Source organism: Paenibacillus oryzisoli (assembly GCF_001653565.1).
GTDB lineage: Bacteria > Bacillota > Bacilli > Paenibacillales > NBRC-103111 > Paenibacillus_E > Paenibacillus_E oryzisoli.
In genome coordinates this window covers 80,315-105,033 of record NZ_LYPB01000044.1, presented here as the reverse complement: position 1 = coordinate 105,033, position 24,719 = coordinate 80,315, and the positions used below count along the sequence as shown (strand labels likewise).

Annotated in this window: 13 protein-coding genes; 11 read left to right on the top strand and 2 right to left on the bottom strand. The window is 46.3% G+C overall.

The genetic code is table 11. From position 1 onward, the window contains the following. The first annotated feature begins 514 nt into the window (after positions 1 to 514). From A8708_RS03250 to A8708_RS03200, 11 genes are all read left to right on the top strand, one after another. The gene (locus tag A8708_RS03250) at positions 515 to 1,474 is read left to right on the top strand and encodes an ABC transporter permease (protein ID WP_057308859.1); all 960 of its coding nucleotides are present in this window, start codon (positions 515 to 517) and stop codon (positions 1,472 to 1,474) included. A gap of 15 nt (positions 1,475 to 1,489) precedes the next feature. Continuing rightward, the gene (locus A8708_RS03245; protein ID WP_068662080.1) at positions 1,490 to 2,371 is read left to right on the top strand and encodes a carbohydrate ABC transporter permease; all 882 of its coding nucleotides are present in this window, start codon (positions 1,490 to 1,492) and stop codon (positions 2,369 to 2,371) included. A 125-nt stretch (positions 2,372 to 2,496) separates the two neighbouring features. Then, positions 2,497 to 4,065 (top strand): extracellular solute-binding protein, encoded by a 1,569-nt coding sequence (locus A8708_RS03240; protein ID WP_068662079.1) that lies wholly within the window; start codon positions 2,497 to 2,499, stop codon positions 4,063 to 4,065. Between the two features lie 122 nt (positions 4,066 to 4,187). Further along, entirely contained in the window at positions 4,188 to 10,463 is a 6,276-nt protein-coding gene (locus A8708_RS03235) for a fibronectin type III domain-containing protein (RefSeq protein WP_204787458.1), read from the top strand. 178 nt (positions 10,464 to 10,641) lie between these two features. Beyond that, entirely contained in the window at positions 10,642 to 12,441 is a 1,800-nt protein-coding gene (locus A8708_RS03230) for a cache domain-containing sensor histidine kinase (protein ID WP_068662077.1), read from the top strand. 18 nt (positions 12,442 to 12,459) lie between these two features. Further along, complete coding sequence (locus tag A8708_RS03225; RefSeq protein ID WP_068662076.1) at positions 12,460 to 13,548, top strand: response regulator; 1,089 nt, start codon at positions 12,460 to 12,462, stop codon at positions 13,546 to 13,548. Between the two features lie 153 nt (positions 13,549 to 13,701). Next, on the top strand, positions 13,702 to 15,042 hold the full coding sequence (locus tag A8708_RS03220) for a glycoside hydrolase (RefSeq protein WP_068662075.1): 1,341 nt from the start codon (positions 13,702 to 13,704) through the stop codon (positions 15,040 to 15,042). A gap of 84 nt (positions 15,043 to 15,126) precedes the next feature. Next, positions 15,127 to 15,357, top strand: a complete 231-nt coding sequence (locus A8708_RS03215; protein WP_068662074.1) for a hypothetical protein — start codon at positions 15,127 to 15,129, stop codon at positions 15,355 to 15,357. 791 nt (positions 15,358 to 16,148) lie between these two features. Beyond that, positions 16,149 to 17,663, top strand: a complete 1,515-nt coding sequence (locus A8708_RS03210; protein ID WP_068662073.1) for a methyl-accepting chemotaxis protein — start codon at positions 16,149 to 16,151, stop codon at positions 17,661 to 17,663. Between the two features lie 501 nt (positions 17,664 to 18,164). Continuing rightward, the gene (locus A8708_RS03205; RefSeq protein WP_068662072.1) at positions 18,165 to 18,878 is read left to right on the top strand and encodes an ABC transporter ATP-binding protein; all 714 of its coding nucleotides are present in this window, start codon (positions 18,165 to 18,167) and stop codon (positions 18,876 to 18,878) included. A gap of 17 nt (positions 18,879 to 18,895) precedes the next feature. Then, the gene (locus A8708_RS03200; RefSeq protein WP_068662071.1) at positions 18,896 to 20,116 is read left to right on the top strand and encodes an ABC transporter permease; all 1,221 of its coding nucleotides are present in this window, start codon (positions 18,896 to 18,898) and stop codon (positions 20,114 to 20,116) included. A 407-nt stretch (positions 20,117 to 20,523) separates the two neighbouring features. Here A8708_RS03200 and A8708_RS03195 read toward each other — a convergent pair whose 3' ends face one another. Both A8708_RS03195 and A8708_RS03190 read right to left on the bottom strand, forming a co-directional pair. Further along, entirely contained in the window at positions 20,524 to 22,002 is a 1,479-nt protein-coding gene (locus A8708_RS03195; protein ID WP_068662070.1) for an S-layer homology domain-containing protein, read from the bottom strand. A gap of 143 nt (positions 22,003 to 22,145) precedes the next feature. Beyond that, positions 22,146 to 24,317 carry an amidase family protein gene (locus tag A8708_RS03190; protein WP_239696513.1) on the bottom strand — a complete coding sequence of 724 codons (2,172 nt, stop codon included), beginning with the start codon at positions 24,315 to 24,317 and terminating at the stop codon, positions 22,146 to 22,148. Between the last annotated feature and the right edge of the window lie 402 nt (positions 24,318 to 24,719).

Genomic DNA, 24,719 nt, shown 5'->3' with positions numbered 1-24,719 from the left:
TGCATAATTTTAAAAAATGAATGCTTAGGCCACGTAAGAACTCTAACCAATTTTTCAATTTGAATTGTGAAATCGACTCTTTCTTCCATCTAAATTCCCCCAAAAGACACCTTTGATGCAAATAACTGGACTTTCTCCAGTTAAATCACGCCATATCTACCGAAACAATCTAATTTGGCCAAATTAACTACATAATTTCCATCTATATCGTATAAACGGACGAATCAGCGAGAATTAGCTGTATAATTTCCATTTATTTCTATGATTGGACGACTCCGCAGAAGAGATTCAAGCAGAAAAGCTAGCTAGTTAAGGGATAGGGAGATTAGAGTGGCGGTATTTAGGTACAGGAGACAGGGGGAGATTCAGGTATCATGAGCTAGCTAGTTTAAAGGATATCCCCCCATAAAAAGACTTTTACTACAGTAAATCGACATCCGCCCTCATTGTTGGTCCCGTGTCTTGAAACCTATAATTAACACATAAGACAAATAGATAGTGTAGGTGAGAGCAGATGAAATCCGCTACTGTCAATGAGGTTGTCCAGCGGTCAACCAGTGCAACGAAGAAGAAAGGTTGGTGGAAATACGTCCTGCAGCATCGAGCATTCTATATCATGCTGATTCCTGGACTTCTGTATTTCCTCGTGTTCAAGTATGTCCCACTTCTGGCGAGTTTCATCGCCTTTCAGGACTACAACATTTTCAAAGGCTTCACAGGTAGTGAATGGGTGGGCTTCAAATGGTTCCATCAACTATTCACGTACGACAAGTTCGGACGGTTGCTCCGAAATACGCTGTTAATTAGCTTATATCAGATTGTGTTCGCTTTTCCGTTGCCGATCCTACTGGCAATCATGCTTAATGAAGTGCGATCGATGGCCTTCAAGCGAATCACCCAAACCGTGCTGTATTTACCGCACTTTTTATCATGGACGATCGTGTTCGGACTGACATACATGTTGCTGTCACCTACACAAGGGCTTATCAATCACGTTATTTCCTCCTTCGGCGGTGAAACCGTTGCCTATCTCCAGAAGCCGGAATACTTCCGTTCTATCATTATTTTCTCGGGCATCTGGAAGGAGATGGGCTGGAACGCCATCATTTTCATCGCTGCGCTTGCGGGCATTAATCCTTCCTTATATGAAGCGGCGAGGATGGATGGCGCGAATCGGTGGAAGCAGTTCTTGCATATCTCGATACCTGGCTTGCTGCCGGCCATCATGATTCTCCTTATGCTGAAAATGGGACATATCATGGACTCAGGCTTCGAGCAAATTTATCAGTTTCTTAATCCGGCAACATTTGAAACAGGGGATGTATTGGATACATATACCTATCGGGCAGGTATTCTGCAAGGTCAGTACAGTATTACGACAGCCATCGGATTGTTCAAATCGGTTATTGGTTTTATCCTACTCGTCATTGCGAACCGTGTGAGTAAATGGACAACCGGTGAAGGGTTATATTAAAGGGGCGATACAACGATGAAAATTAAACGAACACCAGGTGAAATCGCTTTTGACTCAGCGAATGCACTTCTCTTATTACTCTTTTGTGCGGCAGTTGCCATTCCATTAATGAATGTCATCGCTGGCTCATTTAGCTCCAATGAAGCGATTATCCATTCTGAAGTGTCACTTTGGCCAGTTGGCTTCAATCTCCACAACTATGACTTTGTCATCCGCAACGCGGTGTTCTGGAGGTCGTTCGGGGTCACGATTCAGATCGTATTGATTGGAACGGCCATCAACATGGCGCTCACGATTCTTACTTCCTATCCGCTATCCAAAGGGTGGCTAGGCGGCCGCAAGGCGATTCTGCTTTTCATCATCTTCACGATGATTTTCCAGGCGCCGATGGTGCCGATGTACATTTTGATCAAAAGCCTAGGCCTGCTCAACAGTATCTGGTCTCTCATTATCCCAGGTGCGCTGAGCGCGTTTAATATGATGCTGTGCATCACCTTCATGAGGTCGATTCCGGAGGAGCTTTTTGAAGCAGCACGCGTGGATGGCATGTCCGAGTATAACATCGTGTGGCGAATCGTAGCGCCATTATCCATGCCGATTAATGTGACGCTGATTTTATTCTACGCGGTAGGGCATTGGAACAACTATCTAGGGCCATTATTGTATATCACTGACCGCGAGCTGCAGCCCCTGCAATTGTATCTATATAAGCTTATTTCACAATTTGATATGGATTCTGCTGGAGGCCAATCCATTTTGGAGCTTTCAACAGCAGTAACCCCACAGGGGTTGCAGATGGCAACCATTGTCATCGCTACCCTTCCGATTATCATTGTGTATCCATTTTTACAAAAGCATTTCATTAAAGGTGCACTGTTAGGTTCAGTCAAGGAATAAGGTTATGCGGAAATGAGCGTCAGCCTGATTCCATGAGAGAGGTGATGCAGCGTAATCCAGTAATACCCAGATGTATATGAGAAACGAACTACACTATAATGAAGAAACTAGGGAGGGTCTATTCGATGAAAGTAAAGATGAAACAAATGGTTACGCTTGTATGTATGGTATGTCTGGCAGGTGCAACAGTTGCCTGTTCCTCGGATAAGAACTCCACGACAGCAACGACACAGACACCGGTGACACCTGCTGCAAGTCAAAGCACGACGCCGGCTGCACCAGAGAAAATTAGCCTATTCGTCTCCAATAACGCCCAACAGATTCCGGCAGGGAAGTCGATGGACCTAGCTACCGTCAAGTATCTCGCTCAAAAAACAAATACAGAGCTAAACATCACCTTCCTCCCGCATGAAAATTATATGGATCAGCTGAAATTGAAGTTCGCTTCCGGTGATATTCCTAACGTTCACATGGTTTGGGGCATTGAGACTTCTGATCTTGTTATCAATGGATTAGCGATGGATTTGAAGCCATTAATCGATAAATACGGACCGAATTTGAAGAAGAACATCCCGCAATCCGCTTGGGACGCGGTTACGCTGAATGGCAAAATTCTCGCGATCCCACAATTGGCACAAGGGAATGCACCAGCGGAACGTGTCATCTATGTACGTAAGGATTGGATGGATAAGCTAGGCATTAAAGAACCGAAGACATCTGCTGAGTTCCTGGATATGCTGCGTGCTTTCCGTGATAAAGACCCGAATGGCAACGGCAAGAAGGATGAGATTCCTTTTGCTTCCCGTGAGAAGTTTGAGTGGGCAGATAACATATTCGGCATGTACGGTGTGAATCTAGACTCCAACAGTCTCTACAATAATGAAGTTATGCCTGGTTATGTGAATCCGAATATGAAAAAAGCGTTGGGCATGCTAAACACAATGTATAAAGAAAAGTTAATCGATACTGAATTCCTGACAAACACACGGGCGATTTGGGATCAAAAAATCAAGTCGGACCTCGTAGGTTCGTGGAATCACGTCGTGTTCGGTGCATGGGATCCTTGGCAAAAAGAGCTTAGCAAATTGCTTCCTGATAAGAAGCCTAACGTACTTGGCATTTCTACGCCAAGAGGTGAAGGCTATGATGGGAAATTGGGACGCGTGGAGAAGCCAGTATTGAAAACGTTTGTCGTACACAAAGATACGAAAAATCCTGAGGCTGTTGTGAAAATGTTCGATTGGCTCGTTTCGGAAGAAGGGCAATTGTTCACGGAGCTTGGCATTGAAGGGCAATCCTATACCAAAGAAGGTACAACACTGAAGTACAATGCAGACAAGGATCCTGATTTGAAATGGCGTTCTGCGGTGTTCCAAATGCATGGTTTCCATGAGCAAGCTCAGAAAGTATTAATCAATAATGATGAAGCGTACAACAAGCTGATTCAAACGATCGAAACGTCCCGTAAAGAAGGTATCCCGAATCCAACGGCAGGCATGCCGCCTTCGGAAACGTTGACGAAGAACGCAGATCTTGGCTATAAAGGTTCCTTCCAAGAAGCTGCAGCCAAAATTATTCTCGGCGAGAAGCCGCTGGACTACTTCGATGAGTACGTAGCGAACTGGAAGAAACAAGGTGGAGACAAAGCGATTAAGGAATTGACGGACTGGTATAACGCTAACCGTAAGAAGTAAGATAGTCGTTTGGAATTTACCCATCTGAAGCTGGTAGAATACTTGCTCAGGTGGGTCCTCTTTTATGAATGATGGATGTAAATGAAGGAAGGATGAGATAGGTGATGATGAGAATGGGGATAATGGGGAGACTACTCCCTCTCCTGTTAATCAGCGCGATGCTGGTTGTACCGTTCCAACCCAAGGTTTCCTTAGCACAGGTGCTGACGGAAGAGGAATTGGGTCAACTGCCTGGCAGTGAGATTCTTATTTCTGATATTCGCATGCAGGGAGCGGCGCTCAACCCGGAGGCTGCATTGTATGGAACGGTTGCAAACTCAACTGTAGAAGGGCAAGCGTTTACAGAGGCATTACGCTTTGCGACGAACGTGCAGCCAGCTAGTACGTATCTTTTGCAATATGTGCTTCCAATTGAAGCGAGTATTGAGAAAGACGATGTGATTCTGGCAACATTCTACGCGAGAACGCTGCGATCCACGGTTGAAACGGCCGAAGGTACAGTCGCTTTGGTGATGGAGAAAAGAGGGAATTTTGAGAAGTCGATTACCGAGACGATAACGGTTCCTACACAATGGAAGAAATTCATTGTGCCGATTAAAGCTGCTTTGTTGATGGAAGCGAACACTCCGCAGATTGCGTTCCGTCTTGGCTATAAGCCACAGGAGATCGAAATCGGCAATCTGAAAGTCGTGAACTATAAGAAAGCGGTTACATTTGAGAACTTGCCGAGCACGCCAGTTATTTACGATGGCATGGAAGAAGACGCTCCTTGGCGCGCAAAAGCCAATCAGCGTATTGAGCAGATCCGTAAAGGGGATATGCAGGTTGAGGTGAAGGATGCCAGCGGTCTTCCCATCCAGGGTGCAGATGTCCATGTGAAGATGACGAAGCATGACTTTAAGTTTGGTACAGCTGTCAATAGTACGATGATTAATGGTACGGATGCTAATGCAGAAACGTATCGAACTAAGCTTAAAGAGAATTTTAATTCGGTCGTTATGGAAAATGAAATGAAGTGGCAATGGTGGGAACAAGATCGAAGCCGCACCGTAAATCTCTATAATTGGTTGGGTTACAACGGATTTGATATTCGCGGACATGCTCTGTTGTGGGATGGTTCTACGCGCGTACCCGCAGATATCCCAGGTATGGTGGGCAATAAGACAGCGCTTGAGAGACGTATTCAAGATCATTTCCATGAGCTGGCAGGCCTCTTCAGAGGAAGATTATACAACTGGGACGTGCTGAATGAACCTGTGCTGAACAGCATGATCCGAAGTACGTATACAGACCAGGGCGCGCTGATGGCGAATTGGTTCAAAATGGCCAAAGAAGCGGATCCAGCGGCTAAGCTGTATGTGAATGAAACGCAAATTCTTGGCGTAGATGCGCCTGTGATCCAGAATTTCTCAAACATTCTGCAAGCGATGAAAGATAACGGCGCTCCTATAGATGGGGTAGGCATTCAAGCGCATTTCGGCAGTACGCCGGTTAGTCCGATGGCGTTCTACAATCAGCTTACGCATTTTACGCAGTATGCGCCTGAAATTGCCATTACGGAATTTGACGTGAATTCGCCGAAGGAAGATATTCAAGGGAAATTTACACGGGATATCTTGCTTGCTTCGTTCAGTCATCCGAATGTGACATCGTTCACGATGTGGGGATTCTGGGATGGCGCCCATTGGCAGAATAACGCTCCGTTATTCCGCAGCAATTGGACGTTGAAGCCTTCAGGCGAGCAGTGGCGCAATCTGATCTACGGAGCATGGTGGACGGACGTGACGGGCACAACGGATGCCATTGGCCAGTACCGAACGCGTGGATTCTATGGGGATTATGACATTATCGTCACGAAGGACGGGGTAAGTCAGACGGTTAAAGCATCATTATTGCAAGGGCAGGATAACAAAGTTTCCGTTGTATGGGGAGTACCCTTGCAAGGTGGAACGACGGAAATTTTCGTGCCTCTAGCTGTACCTGCTCAACAGGCAGAAATCACAGCACCAGTTTGGCCGTATGGCAGCACCTTTGCCGTATCGGAGACAACGCCGACTTCGGTGACATTCCGTTGGCCAGCTGCTCATGACAATCTGAATGTGGCGGGGTATCACATCTATAAAGACGGCATCCTCCTGACACAAACGACAGCGAATGTGACGAGCTATGATGTGACAGGACTAACACCGGGGCAAACTTATGTGCTGCGTGTCCAAGCAGTAGATGCGAATGGCAATCTTTCGCTTCCTAGCCCAGATATTCAAACTGCAACAGGATCGGCAGCGGATGCAACGCGACCTGGCTGGAACAAGGGCTCATTTATCGCCATAGACAATGCCAATATAACGGAGACAGGGGCTACGTTAGCTTGGCCGGCAGCCGTTGATAATGATGGTGTTGCAGGCTATCGCATTTACGTTAACGGTCAAATCCTAGGAGACTCGGTTGCACCTGCTTATACGTTGAGTCATCTAACTGAGAACAGTCTCTATACCGTTCGTATTGAAGCGAAGGACGCTGAGGGGAATTTGTCCGCGGGTGGCCCGATCGTTACATTCCAAACGCTCGGTGTGAAGGATGTTACCGCTCCCGCGTGGGCATCGTCAGCTCAACTTAATGCCTCACAAACCACAGCAACTAGTGTGCAATTAAACTGGAACACCGCACAGGACGCACGCGGAGTGACAGCATATCGTGTATATCAAGGGAATCAAGAGCTGGTGACATTGCCAGGCACAGCGCAACAATTCCTAGTGAACGGGTTAGCTCCTAACACTAGCTATTCCTTCAAAGTAGAAGCTGGAGATAGCAGTAATAACTGGTCTGTAACGGGGCCGGTAAGTACGGTTAAAACGCTTATAGGAGCGGATAACTCAGCACCGCAGTGGCCGAATAACCGTATGTTGACGTACAGTGCCTTAACTGATCACACGGTAACGTTAAACTGGACGCCAGCCGTTGATAACATGGATGTATCCGGTTACCGGGTATATCAGAACAACAGCGTCATTGCGGATGTCTATGGGTCTGAACAGACTTATGCTGCAACCAATCTGACTGCAGGTGGGAACTATGTATTCCGCATTGAAGCTCGTGATGCAACGGGGAATTGGAGCGCGGGCGGACCTTCGGTCACGGTAACAACCTTTCCAGGAGTGACTAGAACGCAGCAAATTCTGTTCCCGAGCGATGATACCTTCATCCAAGCGCCAGCAACATTTGGAGGAGCAGGTACGAACAATAATATTGCCTATCTTCGTTATAAGAATGCGGCGGGTGTTACGCCGAGTGATACGAACAAAAATACAGGAAATAACAGACGTGCTTATCTCAAATTCCCTTTAGCATCGGTTACTGGAAATGTGTATGATGCCACACTGAATCTCTATGTGTTTGCTGTTCAAACACCGAATATGGATATTCCTATGGATCTTTATCAGACAGGGGATAACTGGTCGGAAGCAGGCGCAACACCGGTAAACTGGTTGAACAAACCTGTTGACGGGTCTAAGATAACTTCTACCTTTGTACGGAACGCTAATTATTGGAAAACGTTCTCAGTAACGAGTCAGGTCGCAACAGAACTCCGTGGAGATGGAACGATCTCCTTCAAGCTTCAGGACGATGCTTGGCTAGATCAGAATGTTGATATTCATTCCAAAGAAGCTACAGGGGCAAATGTTATCTATAAGCCGTACTTATCTGTTGGCACAGAACAAATGCCCGTGGATACAACGGCGCCTACTTGGAGCAGCGGTACATTAAGTGCCACACAAGTACAACCTCTTGGAGCAACGCTGACGTGGTCAAATGCACAGGATCAGAGGGGCATCAATGGTTATACCATCTATCGGAATGGTACTGCGATTGCCACGGTTGGCTCTGATGTCTACAGCTATGGGGTAACGGGGTTAACACCTGCGACAGCTTATACATTCAAGGTTGAAGCCCGCGATGCAAGCTTAGTTTCAACGACAGGTCCTGCAACGAGCCTAACAACCCCAAGCGCAGATATCCAAGCGCCGACATGGTCAGGAGCGGCTGTCTTATCGACGCAAAATGTATCACGTTTCGGCGTTACCTTACAGTGGCCTGCAGCTTCGGATCAGTATGGCATAGCAGCCTATGATATTTATAACGGCAATTCGGTTGTAGGCACTGTCTATGGTGATGTGCAGACCTACAAGGCAACAGGACTTACAGCAGGGACCGCGTATGACTTCCATGTAAGTGCGCGAGATGCAGCCGGCAATCGTGCGGCGGGACTTGGGATTCAAGTAACGACGCTTGCGCCGGATACGGCTCCACCCACATGGAGCCCGAATAGCGCACTAACCGTATCGGGTATAACTTCTTCGGGGTTACACCTGAATTGGCCTACAGCTTCAGATGACACGGAAACGTATGCTTACCGAGTAGAGCAGAATGGTGTGGAAATTGCGCATGTTGCTAATGATGTAAGAAGTTATTACGTGAATGGCCTGGATGCCAATACACAGTATCCTTTCTCCGTTATTGCTATGGATCAAGCAGGAAATGCTTCGCTACCGCTGCAATTGACGACTAGTGTCTATAAGCTAGATACCATTACGCCGCAATGGCCGACAGGTTCGAGAATCCATTCCGCGAAGTTGTCCGATCGTGAGAACTTGGAATGGGATCGCGCTACAGATAACGCTGGCATTGAATGGTATGTGGTGTACCGTAATGGCGTTCAAATTGCACAAGTAGACGCTACGTATACAAGTTATTCCATCATGGGTACACCAGACGGTGCAGCCGTGTATAAAGTTGAAGCGAAGGATTATGTCGGCAACGCGACCGTATTCGGACCGAGCACGGATGATCCGGAAATTCCAATCCCAAGTGACACAACAGCGCCTGGTTGGCCTGCGGGAAGCGCTTTGACACAAGGAAACGTGACATCGAATACCATTCAGCTTTCATGGAGCCAAGCGATTGACCGCATAGGTGTAACCCAATACAAACTGCTGATGAATGGCAATGTAGTGACAACTACGCCAAACACGACATGGCAAGTAACCGGATTAACAGCGGATAGGGCTTATGACTTCAAGGTTGAAGCGGCAGATGCGGCGAACAACTGGTCAAGCAATGGTCCAACGCTTTTGGTTAGAACGCAAACTGTTCTTGCTCCAACTGGGCCATCTACAGGGACAGGGACACAAGCTGAGATTGGGAAACCGACGATTACACTGAACAATGGGGAGGCTAAGATTACTTTCCCGGCAACTAGCGTAACGACAAAAGATGGGAAAGCGACAGCAAGCATTGATAAAACAACATTGGAAGAAGCTTTTAAGCAGATGGCTGCTCAAGCGGGGGGCACGAGTTCGAAAGTAACTCTGCAAGTTCCGCAAGTCGCAGGAGCTAACAGCTACGCACTTGAACTGCCAACAGCGTATCTGACACAGCAAGCTTCAACGCACGAGCTTGTGATTTCGACGGAACTTGGTACGGTTGTTCTACCTAGCCATATGTTTGCTAATAATGCAGCAGCGGCTGGGCAGCCCACGCTTACGATCAACATTTCGAGAGGTGAACTCCCTGCCCAAACCGATCTGAAGGGCCGAGCGGGAGTCGTCATTGATCTACAATTCACAGCATCGGGTCAACCGTTGCAATTCGAGAACAAGGATGCTTCTGTATCAGTCAGCATTCCATACGTGCTTTCTCCAGAAGAGAAAGCTCATCCAGAATTGGTAAATGTCTGGTATGTGAACGCACAGGGAGCAGCTCAACTCGTACCGACAGGCAGATATAACACTGCTACGGGCAGCATGGAATTCAGCGCCAATCATTTCAGTATGTACGCTGTTTCCTACAACAAGCCGGCTTTCCAAGATCTCGCTTCCACAACGTGGGCGCAGAAAGCTATTGAAATGCTCGCTGCGAAAGGGATTATTCAAGGAGTGACAGCTCAAGCGTTCAATCCGACAGCTGCTATTACACGAGCTGACTTCACGAAATTGCTAGTCGAAACTTTTGGGCTGCAAGCGACAGTTGAGACGCGGTTCACGGATGTTCAGAACGGTGCCTACTACGAGAGGGCAGTTGGCATTGCAAGTAAACTTGGGATTTTCAATGGCGTAGACGATCAACATTTTAACCCGCAAGCGAATATCACGCGGCAAGATATGTTTGTTATGATCACGAGAGCCTTGAAGCAAGTGAACAAATCCTTGCCAACGGCGAATAATGCAAGTAACTTCATGGACGGAGCCGATATCGCTTCCTATGCGGTGCAGGCCGTAAACGCCCTCGTTCAGCAAGGTTTAGTCGAAGGCAGTGCTGGCAAAGTGAATCCTCTTGGCCATACAACCAGAGCAGAAACTGCCGTCATGTTGCACCGATTATTCCAATTTATTTACCAATAAGTTGCAAGGCTCAAACCGTACCTATTCGTAGGCGCGGTTTTTGTCGTATTTTAAACGAAAAAGTACGATTCCTACAGTAAATAAAACGCTTACCTCATTGCTCAGGGCCGGAAATGGGCATATTATTTAAATACGCGACGCTAAGCACACCACTGTCTGTTCACAAGGGGAGATCAATTTGATTAACTATATGGTCAAGAGCTTGAAACGTTCCCTCAAATGGCGGCTCATCTCCATCATCGTCACTATTCTGATTTTTACCGTTTCAACGATCGGTATTTCCAGCTACATGCAGACGAGAAGCTCGGTTCGTAAAGATATTGACCATCTCAGCATGCAAATTCTCAAGCAAGCCAACATGAATTTAAATCGATATTACTCGGAGTATGAGTTAGCCTTTCTGATGCTGAGCAACAGCCTTGAAGTCCGGGATTGGATGCGTGTCTCTTCCCCGAATGTATCATCTGAGCTTATCCGTACGTACGAGAGAATCAAAGATAACTATCTGAATCGGTTATTTTTGCAATATCCAGAGGTATTATCTGTTTCTTTGTATAACCCAAGCGGATTCGAGCAGCATTTCGTCAATACGTACGCCCTTCCCTTGAAATATACGATTAAAAATGAACCTTACTTTGCGCAAAGCGGCAATTATGAGAAGGTTAAATTCATAACCGGCATATCTGAGAATTATATTGATGCAGCAAATCAGAAAATGAAGATCCCAGTCTTGACCCTTTTTAAGCAGCTGAGCAACGGGTATTTGAAAATCGATATCTCCCTGAAGCCGTCGCAGAGTGTCATGTCTCAAATCAATATTGCGAACACGGGCTCGGCCCTCGTTATGGACCAAGAGGGTACGATTATTCACCATTCTCATTCCGCAGAGGTGATGGGGCAGATGGATGACCATATTGTGCAAGCGGTGAAGGGGCAGCAAGAGGGCTCTGTGTTCGATAAGTCGGGGAAAGAGCTCATTATTTTCCAAACCATTCAGATGACAGGCTGGAAAATTATTGCGATCCTGCCCTATCAAGAAATTGCCCAGAGCATCAATTATACGAGAAACGTCACGATTGTCATTGCGATCTCGGCTTTGATTATTTCGGTTTTGCTTACCTATTTCGCAGCTTCTTCCATTACAAGGCGGATTCTAGCCCTGCGTAAAATGATGAAAGCGATGCAGCTGACGAGCTCCTTCCATTTGCGGGCTGAGGTGGAGGGCGTGGATGAGGTGGCTGATTTGAGCATCTCTTTTAATAATCTGCTCGGTCACCTGGAGCAATCGATTCATGATCATGCGGAAACGCGTGTTTTGCAGCATCGGGCCGTGATTTCGGCGCTTCAGTCGCAAATCAATTCGCATTTTTTATATAACACGCTCGAAACGATCAATTCGATGACTGTCATTGCGAAGCAGTCGCATATTGGTCATGTTGCGGTCAATCTCTCGAATATGCTGCGCTACACGTCGGATTTCAAGAATATGAAAGTCATTCTCAAGGAAGAGATCAAGCATTTGGAGAATTATTTGATGATCATGAAAGTCAGATTCAAAGATGAGGTTACTTACAGTATTGAGGTGCCTGAGGCGCATCTGCAGGCGATATGTACTAAGGCTCTTCTGCAGCCACTCGTGGAAAACAGTATTAAACATGGGCGAGAAACGACGGGGGAATCCGTACATATTCATATTCGCGGGGAGGTCGTTCAAGGGGACAAAGGGGACAAGCTGCTACTCACGGTTGCTGATAACGGTCCTGGTTTCTCATCGGAGACTTTAGTTAGATTAAAGCAGGAGCAAGGGGATTCACACGCGCACCAGTATAGGCATAATCAAGTCGGACTTTCGAATCTAGTTTACCGTTTGCATATGTTTTATGGAGGAGAAGCTAAAATTACGTTCTTTAATGATCCCGTTACTGGGGGAGCGGTTGTTGAAGTCATGTTGCCATTACAAGATAGCTTGGATACGTAGAAGGGAGACCGCGATCAGATGAACAGACTTATTATTGTAGACGATGAAGATCTTATTCGTGAAAGCCTGTCGATACAAGTGTCAGAAATGGAAGGAGTCACGGTATCTGGCTCGCTCCCTAACGGCCGTAAAGCGCTGGACTGGCTCAAAGAGCACTACGCAGATATTTGCATGACGGATGTGCGGATGCCGCTCGTTGATGGATTGCAATTGATGAAAGAGATTAATCAGCTGTATCCTTGGATGATCTGCATCGTGATTTCAAGCTATGATGATTTCCAATATGCCAAAAAGAGTATCGAGCTTGGTGCCGTTGATTATGTGCTGAAGCCTACGGATAGCACCCTATTGCAAGAGGCTGTGCACAAGGCGAGCGCCCGCATCCGCACCGGTCGGCGTAATGAGGCGAATCAGCTACTGCTGCATAAGCTGCCTGTTTATAAGCCGATGCTGGATAGCTGGCTGGAGATGGTATTGTCCGTCTATTTACACGGGCAGCCATTGATTATCGTAGACACGCTGGCGATGTTGGAGTCCTGGGTGGACGGACGATATGAGATTCTGAATGAGCTGTCCATGGCATGGACCTCACTTGTCATCGAAGAGCTGAAGAAGCAGGATATCCACGTGAAGTATGAGGAAGGCGAAGACGTTGAGCTTGGGGAGCATAACCTGAAGCACTCGGAGGTGCGGCAGTATTTTCGTTTGTGTGCGGTGAGAAGGCTGGAGCAAGCAGCGAACATTCTGATGGATCGTGCCCGCAAGGCGAAGAACCTGCAGAAGGAGAGCGTCGTCGACCAAGTCAAGCGGTATATCGAAGAGCATTACGCAGAGAACTGGGGGCTTCAGGAGTTGGCGGATCATGTGGCGATGAGCCGTTCGTATTTAGCGAAGCTTTTTAAAGAGCAGGCGGGAATGACGATCTGGACGTATTGCGTCAACGTTAGAATGCGTAAAGCACGGGATTTGCTGCTGACTTCCTCGTTGAAGAGCTATGAAATTGCCCTGCAAGTGGGCTATGAGAACAGCATCCACTTCTCGCGTATTTTCAAACAGTATCATGGTCTGAATCCCATGGAGTATAAGGAGAGATTTGGTGGTGAATGAGGTGAGGTTTGGGGGCGGAGCGGGCACTTCCCCCGATTTCGTCGTATTCGTGCAGTAAATAATTTTTTTGCCTCAGTGTTTTGAGAGCGATTTCAGTGTAAGTTAAGGGAGGTTGAACGTGGGCCAAATTTGAGAAAAGAAGGTGCATGCAGAATGATTTCACACAGAAAGAAGGTTTATGGTGTAATTGGGTTAGCGATTTCAATGTTGGTGAGCGTGGCTCCCCCAGCTTTGGCAGCAAGTACGGTGACGTTGTACAAAGATACGACGTACCAAACGATATGGGGATTCGGTGCGGCAGCCAATCACCCGGTGAATGAGTTGAAAACGAATTACAATGCAACCACGCAAGGACAAATTCTGGATAAACTGTTCCGGACGGATGCTTCTAATGCTGTATTATCCATCGTGAGGATGGAGATCAACCCCTATACGGCTGCGCAGGATGCTGTACAAACAACGTTCATGCCTTCTTCAGGTGTGACGGATTGGAACACGGATCTGCATCAGAGATGGTTCGCCCAAGAGGCGAAGAATCGCGGGATGAACCAGTTCTATGCGGTGCCTTGGAGCCCTCCAGGCTGGATGAAAACGAACGGTTCGCCCAACAACGGCGGGCATTTGAGTACCTCGCAATACGATAATTTCGCCAATTATATGAAGACGTATGTAAATCAATATCGGAATGTATTCGGGTTCAATATCAAGTGGGTCAGTGTGCAAAATGAACCTGATTTAGCCACGCCTTATGCTTCGGCGCAGTATACAACCAGTGAGTTGGATCAAGTATCTGCGAAGGTTGCCGATGCGGTTCACAGCTTGAATCAAGGCGTGTTGGTTGGTGCCCCAGAGGGCTCTAATCGAACCGCTTCGAACAACTACATGAATGGTTTCAGTGCGGCGACGCGAGCGAAGCTGGATTTCGTCTCGGTTCACGATTACAGTACGTATGTCGATGTAAACCATTACGGTAAACCGTTGATCGCCACGGAGGTTAGCAATTTCCAAACCGCCAACGACCCGAGCATCACGGATGGGTTGAAGTGGGCGAATATGATTGCCGCTGATTTGAAGCGAGGCGAGCGTGGTTGGCTGTACTGGTGGGCGGTGAATCCAGCTGGAAGCACCTCAGGAGAAGGGCTCATCAACTTAGGGGCCAATAATGCGTTTACGGTGAACAAAAGACTCTATGTCCTGGGGCAATTCAGCCGTTACCTGCGTCCAGACGATACCCGTATTCTGGCATCTTCGAGCGACAGCAATCTTGTTACAATCGGTGGGAAGAATGGGACGGGGCGCGCATCTGTTGTGCTGATCAATAATAGCACGTCCGCGATCACGACGACGATTAGCGGTCTGACATTGGCTAATGTGTCAGGAAGACGCACCAGCGCCACGGAGGGTCTGACCAAATTGACGGATATGGCTGTGACTGGCGGTGCGATTACCGTTACGCTGCCAGGTAAATCTGTGACGAGCTATGTGGAATACTAAAAGATCAGGCATGTTTATCCGTTGCTAGATATGGGCATTCTTTTACTAGAATAGTAGATTCTAGTGAAAGGTGGAGTTGGAACGATGACAACGGAAGCATCGAACGTCTTTAAACCAGTCATTCCTAGCAAAATTGCGGAATCCATGGAGAGCCTGCGGAAGCAAGGTTGGGCTGACGACGATTTTTTTAACTTTTCGCGCTACGATGAAGAATCTGCAGAGGCTCGTCTGTTATATCACTATTTCCGAAATAATCGTGTAACCTTTGCGGCGGCAGTCATTAATAGCTACAGTGTTGAGGGGAAACAGCAGTAGATGGATGAACAAATACCCTTACCTAGCGTTGGCTGGGTGAGGGTTTTGATGTCGACTAACGTCCCATGAAGAGCGCCAATCACAGGACACCCGAGATAGCCGATAAAATCGCCTATCTCCCCATGAAGAGCCCAAAGCGCTCCCGTAAGTCGAAAAAGTCGACTTACAGCCCGCGAAAGAGCCCAAGCCGGCTCCGTAAGTCGAAAAAGTCGACTTACAGCCCGCGAAAGAGCCCAAAGCGCTCCCGTAAGTCGAAAAAATCGACTTACAGCCCGCGAAAGGGCCCAAAGCGCTCCCGTAAGTCGAAAAAATCGACTTACAGCCCGCGAAAGAGCCCAAAGCGCTCCCGTAAGTCGAAAAAGTCGACTTACAGCCCGCGAAAGGGCCCAAGCCGCTCCCGTAAGTCGAAAAAGTCGACTTACAGCCCGCGAAAGGGCCCAAAGCGCTCCCGTAAGTCGAAAAAGTCGACTTACAGCCCTCGAAAGAGCCCAAAGCGCTCCCGTAAGTCGAAAAAGTCGACTTACAGCCCTCGAAAGAGCCCAAAGCGCTCCCGTAAGTCGAAAAAATCGACTTACAGCCCGCGAAAGGGCCCAAACCGCTCCTGAAATTCGGGAAAATCAGTGGTTGGCAAGCGTTCAGGTTCCTTAGCTGAAAGTTTCGCACTAAGCGAAAGTGGAAACATATTTGTAAGTGCTTGCTAAGCACTTATTTAAAAGGAGTTACTCCAAACAGTACAGAATTACCCTCCTAGACAGACCGACATTGATCGGCGTAAACAATGGGGGATGAAAATGAGCTATTCAAACGTTTTCAACAGGCACAATGCTAAAGAACAATCACAAGTCTCACTTCGTGATCAAGACGTAATGCGACGCAATTTCATTGTTTTTCTTGCGATTTCTGCAACAGCTCTACTCATCTATATGAGTGTGCTTACCCTAGGTGCGGGAGGGATGGACTTTAGTCTGAAGTTTACCCTTATTTTTGAAACAATCATCTGGTTGACGTTTGGCTACCTGCATTATACTAAAAAATTTATTCATTATTTATGTTATTTCGCGGTCATTACCAGCGGCATTTCGACTACTGTGCAGATGGTTGGAAAGTCGGATGTCACCAATATCTTTTCTATTTATTACATGATGATTATGGCGCTTATTTTCATGAAAATGCTGCCTTGGCTCATCTCTGCGGTATGGGGGCTTGCTTTAGTTCTCTATCAATTCGTCGGCCAAAAAGATATGCTACAAATCGATCCACAGACGGTGCCTACTTATATTATATATTTTATTTTAATTAGCGTTCTGATGTTCGGCGCCTTGAAGGTTACGGGGTATATGAACAAAAGCATGGAAGAAGCTCGTACGCAGGCGGAGAAGTTCCTTGCCCTACAGCAGGAGCAGCGCGAAATCGCCACTAAGCAAATTACGTTGGTCACTGAGCATTTGCATTCCATCACACAATCCGCCGAGGAAGACAGCTCTTCCTTTGATGAAATGAACAATGCTTTCCAGGATATTGCTACTGGTGCAGGCGATCAAGTCGACTCCACAATATCCATTAATGAGTCCGTGAATCACATGAACGGGCTGATTAAAGAAATGTCCGACTCGATCAATCACTTGCTCGGGCGAACATCTGAAGCGGCGACACTCTCGGACCAAGGTCTCGGCCGTATGGAACAGCTGTCGGATACGTTCTTAGCTTTTACCAAAGATATTGAGGCGGTTTCGCACGACACGACTTCACTAATCATGCGTTTAGATGAAACAAGCCAATTCAGCGAGACGATTCAGGATATCGCGAATCAAACGAACCTTCTCTCCCTCAATGCCAGCATTGAGGCGGCAAGAGCCGGTGAACACGGTAAAGGATTTGCAGTCGTCGCGAACGAAATCCGTAAGCTGGCCGATATGACAGCCAAATCTGCCATTCGCATTTCTGAGCAATTGAAGGAATTCACAGAATTGTCTAGCCAGACCCGTGTCCGGATGGATCAAGTTTCACTTCGCATGGGGCAGAGCACGGAGATTACAGGCCAAACGAAGCAAGCGTTCGAATCCATTACGGATTCTGTCACGATGCTGAAGGAGCTTTCCATGAGTTATGGCGAGCTTATGGATCGGATCAGCAACTCATCCGTGACGATTAGCGATTCCACGAACAACTTGGCGGCAATCTCTGAGGAAGCATCTGCAACACTCGAAGAATTGTCAGCAACCTTGCAATCTCTGCTCATCAACAACCGGAAGAACTTGGGGCGAATTAGAGAAGCAGAGCAGAACTTGCGAGTGGTTACTCAATAAGGTGGTATGATGTAGAATGAAATTTTGCGTCATATTACATGACACAAAAATTGTGGTGGACATTATTATATAGATTCATTTGTTTATGTGTCATAATACTTGACACAAATAAATTCAACAAGTATACTCGAATTAACCGCACGACGATGTGCAACTTATATTCGAGGCAATGGCGCCTATCCTACCACAGGATAGGCGTTTTCTGTCTTCTTTGAAAGGGTGAATACGATGATGAAACATATGAGGAACGTAGTTTTGTTTATCCAATGTCTTCCTGTTGCTTTGAGATGGTACTAGTTGTTTGATGTTAGGTTTTAATACGAGTAAGCTCCATATGGTATAGACAACTTTTAACACGGTCGCTCTTCTAAAGGGGATTGTGCTTAAAGGTTTTTTTCATTTTTATCTATCCTTCATACTTTGGGCACGCTTTTATGATACGATGTTGGCAAAGCAATGTGAATGAGGGCAGTACGCTCACGATGGAAGGGAAGTCGCGGAATGTCAGAAGAACAATTAGCGGTATTGGATGTGTATATTGAACAGGCCGGCTATGATGAGGTGCCGGATATTATTAAGGGGATTCATTTTACAGTAAGGCAAGGGGAGCTTGTGGGATTGTTGGGTCCGAACGGGGCAGGCAAAAGCACGACAATCAAGAGTCTTCTCGGCTTGCTGAAAGATTTTAAAGGCAAAATCTCCTTCATGGGTGAAAACAAAAGCTATGCCTATATTCCCGAGCATCCTATCCTGTATGATGAATTGACGCTGTGGGAGCACATGGAGTTCGCGGCATCGGTCTATGAGTTGGATCGCGCCGTGTTCTTAGAGCGTGCTGACGATCTCCTGCATCGGTTTCGCCTGTTAGATGAGAAGCATCAATTGCCTGGGAAATTTTCCAAAGGGATGCAGCAGAAGATCATGCTCATTCTTGGTTTTCTGAATAAACCCGATGTATACATCGTGGACGAGCCCTTCATTGGGCTGGATCCGAAGGCAATCAAGGATTTCTTGGGAATGCTGGAAGAGGAGCGGCAGCGCGGAGCAGGCATTCTGATGAGCACCCATGTCCTAGATACGGCGGAGCGGATCTGCAGTTCATTTGTACTGCTATCGGGGGGGAGATTGGTTGCCAACGGAACCTTGCAGGACATTCAGCAACAATGCGACATGCCGGATGCTACGTTATTCGACTGCTTCCATTCCTTATTATGAGAGGGGGCGAGAGCGGTTTGAACAGCAGCTTTCAGGTTTTTACACGCAGAGTTCGCTCGGATTTGAAATTTCAATACCGAGCCTTGCGCATGGCCGTCGATTGGGTCATCGCCATTTATTTCGTCATTCCACTGCTGATCGTGGCGGGTTATCATTATTATGCGTGGTACATGACGCCTCCTGCTTGGTTAAGCGGGATATCCATACATACGGTGGCTACACTTTTCTACATTTTGACATGGCTAGGCACGTTGCGTTACTTTGTTGAAGAAGGCGATCAGTTATTTCTCCGGCAAAATGAAAGGTGGTTTCGACATCTCAGTCATCTCGGTTATCGGTATTCGGTGGTGCTGCAAGGAGTTACATCGTTGCTTGCCACGCTACTTTTCCTACCACTACTTGTGCCTGTGTACTCGTTTAGCATTGCTCAGGTCGTGTGCTTTTGGTTGGTGACCTATGTCGTCAAGTTGAACATTGGCCTCATTCGACAATTGCTAGCCCTTCGCTTCCAGCGGTTCTTGCTGTGGATACTGCGTATTGTGATTTTTGCAATCGGCGTATTCGTATTCCAATGGTTAGTGGTAGAAATTAGAGATCAACTTGTGTACAGCTGGCTTGTTATCCTCATACTGATCGGAACATTCTTACTTCTAACTCGGACGCGGCTGCGTGAAAAAGGTACCTTCTTCGCGGATGTCGCACGCGAGCGCGATGCACGGATGCGGATCGTTTCCCTCATGCTCATTCGTGTGATGGAACGCAAAAGAAAACCAACCCGCAGATATCCGCTTCTGTTCAGCCGGTCTCAGCGGTTGCTCAAAGGGAAGGGAGCCGGTACAGGGATTGCAGAGTTGTTAGTGAAATCGTATTTCCGAAATGGTCTGCAATGGCGGCAATCCATACAATTTGTAGTCGTCATCAGTGGAGCTCTGTTTCTTCTGCCAGGTGCGATCAAAATTCTCGTTTGGATTGTTGCGGCTATCTTGCTGGTCTTCTGGCGCAAATCATTCTGCAAAGATGAACTGACGGCACCATTTCTATCCCTATTCCCGATTAAAGATCCGATGAAACACCAAGCAATTCAGACAGCCATTCCGATCTTAGTGCTGCCAGCGATGATGGTCATTAGCTTAGTGACGGGCATCTCGCTGCATACTTGGTGGGGACCGGTTGTTATGATGGGCGCAACCGTGCCGCTAACTTATGGAACTTCTTCGGTGTTTACAAGCTGGTATTAATTCGTTTCTATGCTAGTGGACTAAGGGGGAGTCAGGATGTTCTGGCTGCTCCTTTCCTCATGGAATAGAACTAATACCCTCTACATAGCGCTATGCCACAACCACATTCGGCTATATTTCGAAGTTTAAATGAATTTTTATCAACCTAAAAAGTGTAGTTTTAACCAAATCTGGTTATCATATTTCTCGTTAGCTATACTTTTGGTATACTAGGTACAAATTACCAAAGAATGGGTGATTCGCCGCTTACCACCCTGACTTCGTAATCTTTAAGCCAATAATGCCTTTCAATTACTACAGGGACTGGCCGCTTACTCAAGGATGCTCATCATATCACTTTAAACCAAACTTAAAAAGCGCGCCTCGATAGAATATCGAGGCGCGCTAAACTAGCTTTCAACAAACATTTACTTCTTCAATTCCAATGCTCTTAGAATCACGGTTATGGCTTCGGCACGCGTAGCGTTCGCTTGCGGCTTCACTGTATTGCCTTCATATCCGTTGATCAATCCTTGAGCAATCGCAGTCGCAAGAGCCGAGTAAGCCCAATCAGATACAGTTGAACGATCCGAGAAGTCGATATTCTTGTTAATCGGTTCTATCTGAGCGGCACGAATTATGATGGCTGCCATCTGCTCCCTTGTGATTAAATCATCTGGGCCAAATGACTGTTCCGTATATCCGTTAACAATACCAAGTGCTGTGGCAGTCGAGATCGCATTACTCGCCCAATGAGTTGACGTGTCTTCAAAACTATTCCCATCCTGCGCTTTGAGTTTCAAAGCTTTGACGATAACGGTAACGAATTCAGCTCTCGTGATTTGGTTGTCTGGCTTAAAGGTGTTGTCCGAATATCCGTTAATTGCACCTTGTTTAATTAATTCACGAATGCTAGCCTCAGCCCAATGTCCTTTGACATCGGTAAAACTAGTTTCATCTGGATTAGCAGCCTTTTTATCAGAGACTAGCACTGCAAATTTCGTGAAATGCTTTACAGACCCTGATGCTGTTCCATTGGTTTGGTCCACTTGCAAGTCGTCCAATTGTACCCACGTATGCGTTTGTTCGTTCAGCCAATATACACCTACCAGCGATTTCGTAAAGTCCACGGAAGTCTTGTCGAAAGGTAATGTAATGGTAACAGGCTTATTAAAATCGCCTTCTTTATCTTTTTTGATTTCGTAAACATCGCTAACTAATGTAAGAGATGAGTCAATTGGCAGAATGGAAGTATCACTTACTTTATCTACGGTCACCTTTATACTGCTGTCCTTTGCTCCAGCAGGTACATCGATTTTAGCGCCATTTAAAGTTAATGTTCCACCCTCAGTAACAATAGTTCCCTCGTTGGATGGTGTTGAAGGTGATACGACTCCACTATATTCATTATCATCTCTAGTAACAACGGAATAGGTGGCCATGGCTACAGTTGTTGTAGATTGAGGTTCTTTGGAGTCGATAAGCAGGGTATCTTTCAAAGTGATGTTGGCCGTACCGTAACCAGTCGTTGTAAAGGTAAATGTCGCCAAATCCTGCAATCCGTTATCTCCGGTTACTTTCCCTGTCTTAGTTTGGCCGAACACAAGATGCGTGCCGCCTATCTCAGAAAAAGTAACTGGCGTACTAAAGCCGACCTTCGATGTCGATTCGCTTCCTAGCTTAAACTTCAATAAATTAGGGTCGAAGTAAAGATTTAACTGATAAGCGTACAAATCTTCTACATTGTTGCCCTTAACCGTAATTGTCACTTCTTCTCCCCTATTGAGGGCAGTCTTGGAAGCTTCCATGAAAATCGATGGTGAATATGTTGCGGCCATAATTTGCTGCGGCAGCAGCAGGGTTAACGAAATTAGCGTGATAAATAGTGCCTGTTTTTTACGTGCCATATCCAGATCGTCCCTTCTCATGTAATGAATCGGATGATGGTATCCATCCTAATTAGGAGAAACAGAAGGGTTGAAGTTCAACCGCTTCCGTCCCTATGCTCCATTTATTTTGAATCGCATAATGTTGTCGAACTGGATTACTGTTACGGGAGTGCTGGGACGCTCTTCGGAGCTACTCGGTTATGCGTTGCTTGCTCATAAGAATAGCCAATTTTAATTAACTCACCTTCCTCGTAAGGTCGAGCAAGTAATTCGATAGCAATTGGTGTTCCATTTGTTGCGTATCCCGCAGGCACGCTGATCGCTGGGAAACCGGAGAATGGACTCAAACGATTGGCATTACCACCACTAGTAGGTGTCGTGGTAGCTGGGTACAGTAAGACATCGAGATTATTGTTGGCCATCAGACCAAGTAGTGATTGCTGCGTCATACGGGTTCTGAATAACAAGATATCTTTGTAAGCCTGATTTGTGTCAAGAGGCGCCACGGTGTCTCTTGTTGTTAACGTACTTTTCAACGAGGACAAGAAATCCGTTTGAGAATTGACGATATCCGTAAGAGAATGATAGCGAAGCGAACTAGGGTCGACCAAGCGCTTGTTCGATAAATAATCATTCAGGTTGTATTTGAATTCATAGGCGCTTAAACTCGAATAACTCACAATTGTGTCTGCATTAGGGATATATACATTTGTGACAACCGCGCCTTGTTCGCGCATACTCTCTGCTGCTTTGTTCAGTAGTGCGAGTACGTCTTTGTTGGTTCCTATCACGGAGCTATTGGTGACGAGTCCGACACGAGCACCTTTTAGCCCATCTTTAAGTAAATAATTCGTATAGCTAGTCGGCTTTTTACCTATGCTGCTTGCTGTTACGATATCATTAGGATCGTAACCGCTAACTGTGTCGAGCAAGATAGCAGCATCTGCCACTGTCCTAGCCATAGGACCACCGACATCTTGGGAAAGCGCCAATGGAATGATGCCATCTCGGCTAGTCAATCCAATTGTTGGTCTGATACCAACGATACTGTTGTAGGAGGATGGAATTCGAATGGAACCGCCAGTATCTGTACCAAGACCTGCGACCCCAAAATTAGCAGCAATGGATGCCCCGGTTCCACCGCTGGAACCACCTGGGTTTTGAGTCAATACGTAAGGGTTCTTCGTTTGTCCACCTAATGAACTATTCGTATCAGTATTGATGGCAAATTCACTCAAGTTGGCTTTAGCCAAAATGATGGCTCCTGCATCCTTTAATTTCTTGATCATAAAAGAATCGCTCACCGGCTGATTATCTGCCAAACATGTGCAACCCGCACTTGTAGGCATGTCGACGGTGTCATAATTATCTTTAACAATAATGGGGATTCCATGCAGCAGGCCACGAGGACCATTATCCTTGCGTTCCTGATCCAGACTAGCTGCAATTGCTGCGGCGTTAGGATTAATTGTAATAAGGGATTTAATTGTCGGTCCTTGTTTGTCATAGGCGGCAATCCGATCCAAGTACATCTGAACAAGTTGGACTGAGGTCAACTTACCGGCAGCCATAGCATTCTGAATACCCATAATATCTGCTTCCATTAATTCAAATGGCTGTCCATTGTCAAAAACAATCTTCTTACCGAGATATGCAAGATCAGCTATATTGATGATGCCGTCATTGTTAAAGTCTGCGGGTGAGACCACTCCCCAGTTCAGATTCGAGGAATCGATGCCGAAGTAATTAATTAATAAAGAAAGATCGCCGACGTCTAGAACATTGTTGCCGTTAAGGTCGCCTTGGATGATGCCAGAAATTTGGAATGGAATGGAGGCAGCCTGTGTCATTATCGTGCTGCCGTCGGAGAGCCCTAGCTCTACGGAACCAGTGATTCCACTAAGGTCTGTCGCCACCTTGGCTTTAAAAGCCAAAGTAAGTATTGTACTGTTTTGTGTCAGTCCTCCTGTTGAATCGGTGATAACAACACTAGCTTTACCGGGCTCGTTATTTTCCCCAACGATGCTAACGCTGGATTTGGCCGATGTCGTACTTATGTATTCAAAAGATGTTTGATTGTATAGAAATACAAACTTACCCACCGTCGTATTGCTAGGAGCTCCTATCAAGGAAACATTCACATATACTTGATCATTTACACTAACGGAAGCTGGACCGGTTAGTTGAACTGTTGCGCTAGATGGAGTAGGGGGTGTAGCCGCGCTAACTCTTGAAGCTTCAAACGGATTGAACAAAACCAATACATTCATCAATATACTGAAGAGCAACAAAAGTGAAATTTTTGAAAAGGTTCTATTAAATAATGTATTCATGGCTTCCTCCTAATGTAATGAAATATGACATTGAATTTGATTCAATGAACGAAAAATAGGGATAATAAGCTAAAAACGTTTGCTGCTGTAGGATTTAAGACGAAAAAATAAGTAGTTTTCCTAACACACCCTTTCAAAACCACTGGATTAAATGACCAATGTTAAATTATATGACATATGTTAATAGATTTATAGAAGTCTATCAAATGCAAATTTCGTCAAAAAAACGTATACATGAATAGTAGTCTTATCATTACTTACTCTTCCATTGCATTTCTATCCAATTGCAAAAGCTCATTTTCTCCAACTATTCGTGAGCGACAACTGGCAGTGAACCAGTACAACTCAAACAGCATGCACCGACGGAATAGCGGATGCTACCCAATAATTCCCTCTACAAGG

Excerpts from the sequence above, each read along its gene's own strand:
- A8708_RS03250 (WP_057308859.1), top strand. The coding sequence starts at position 515 with ATGAAATCCGCTACTGTCAATGAGGTTGTCCAGCGGTCAACCAGTGCA.
- A8708_RS03245 (WP_068662080.1), top strand. The coding sequence starts at position 1,490 with ATGAAAATTAAACGAACACCAGGTGAAATCGCTTTTGACTCAGCGAAT.
- A8708_RS03240 (WP_068662079.1), top strand. The coding sequence starts at position 2,497 with ATGAAAGTAAAGATGAAACAAATGGTTACGCTTGTATGTATGGTATGT.
- A8708_RS03235 (WP_204787458.1), top strand. The coding sequence starts at position 4,188 with ATGGGGAGACTACTCCCTCTCCTGTTAATCAGCGCGATGCTGGTTGTA.
- A8708_RS03225 (WP_068662076.1), top strand. The coding sequence starts at position 12,460 with ATGAACAGACTTATTATTGTAGACGATGAAGATCTTATTCGTGAAAGC.
- A8708_RS03220 (WP_068662075.1), top strand. The coding sequence starts at position 13,702 with ATGATTTCACACAGAAAGAAGGTTTATGGTGTAATTGGGTTAGCGATT.
- A8708_RS03215 (WP_068662074.1), top strand. The coding sequence starts at position 15,127 with ATGACAACGGAAGCATCGAACGTCTTTAAACCAGTCATTCCTAGCAAA.
- A8708_RS03210 (WP_068662073.1), top strand. The coding sequence starts at position 16,149 with ATGAGCTATTCAAACGTTTTCAACAGGCACAATGCTAAAGAACAATCA.
- A8708_RS03205 (WP_068662072.1), top strand. The coding sequence starts at position 18,165 with ATGTCAGAAGAACAATTAGCGGTATTGGATGTGTATATTGAACAGGCC.
- A8708_RS03195 (WP_068662070.1), bottom strand. The coding sequence starts at position 22,002 with ATGGCACGTAAAAAACAGGCACTATTTATCACGCTAATTTCGTTAACC.
- A8708_RS03190 (WP_239696513.1), bottom strand. The coding sequence starts at position 24,317 with ATGAATACATTATTTAATAGAACCTTTTCAAAAATTTCACTTTTGTTG.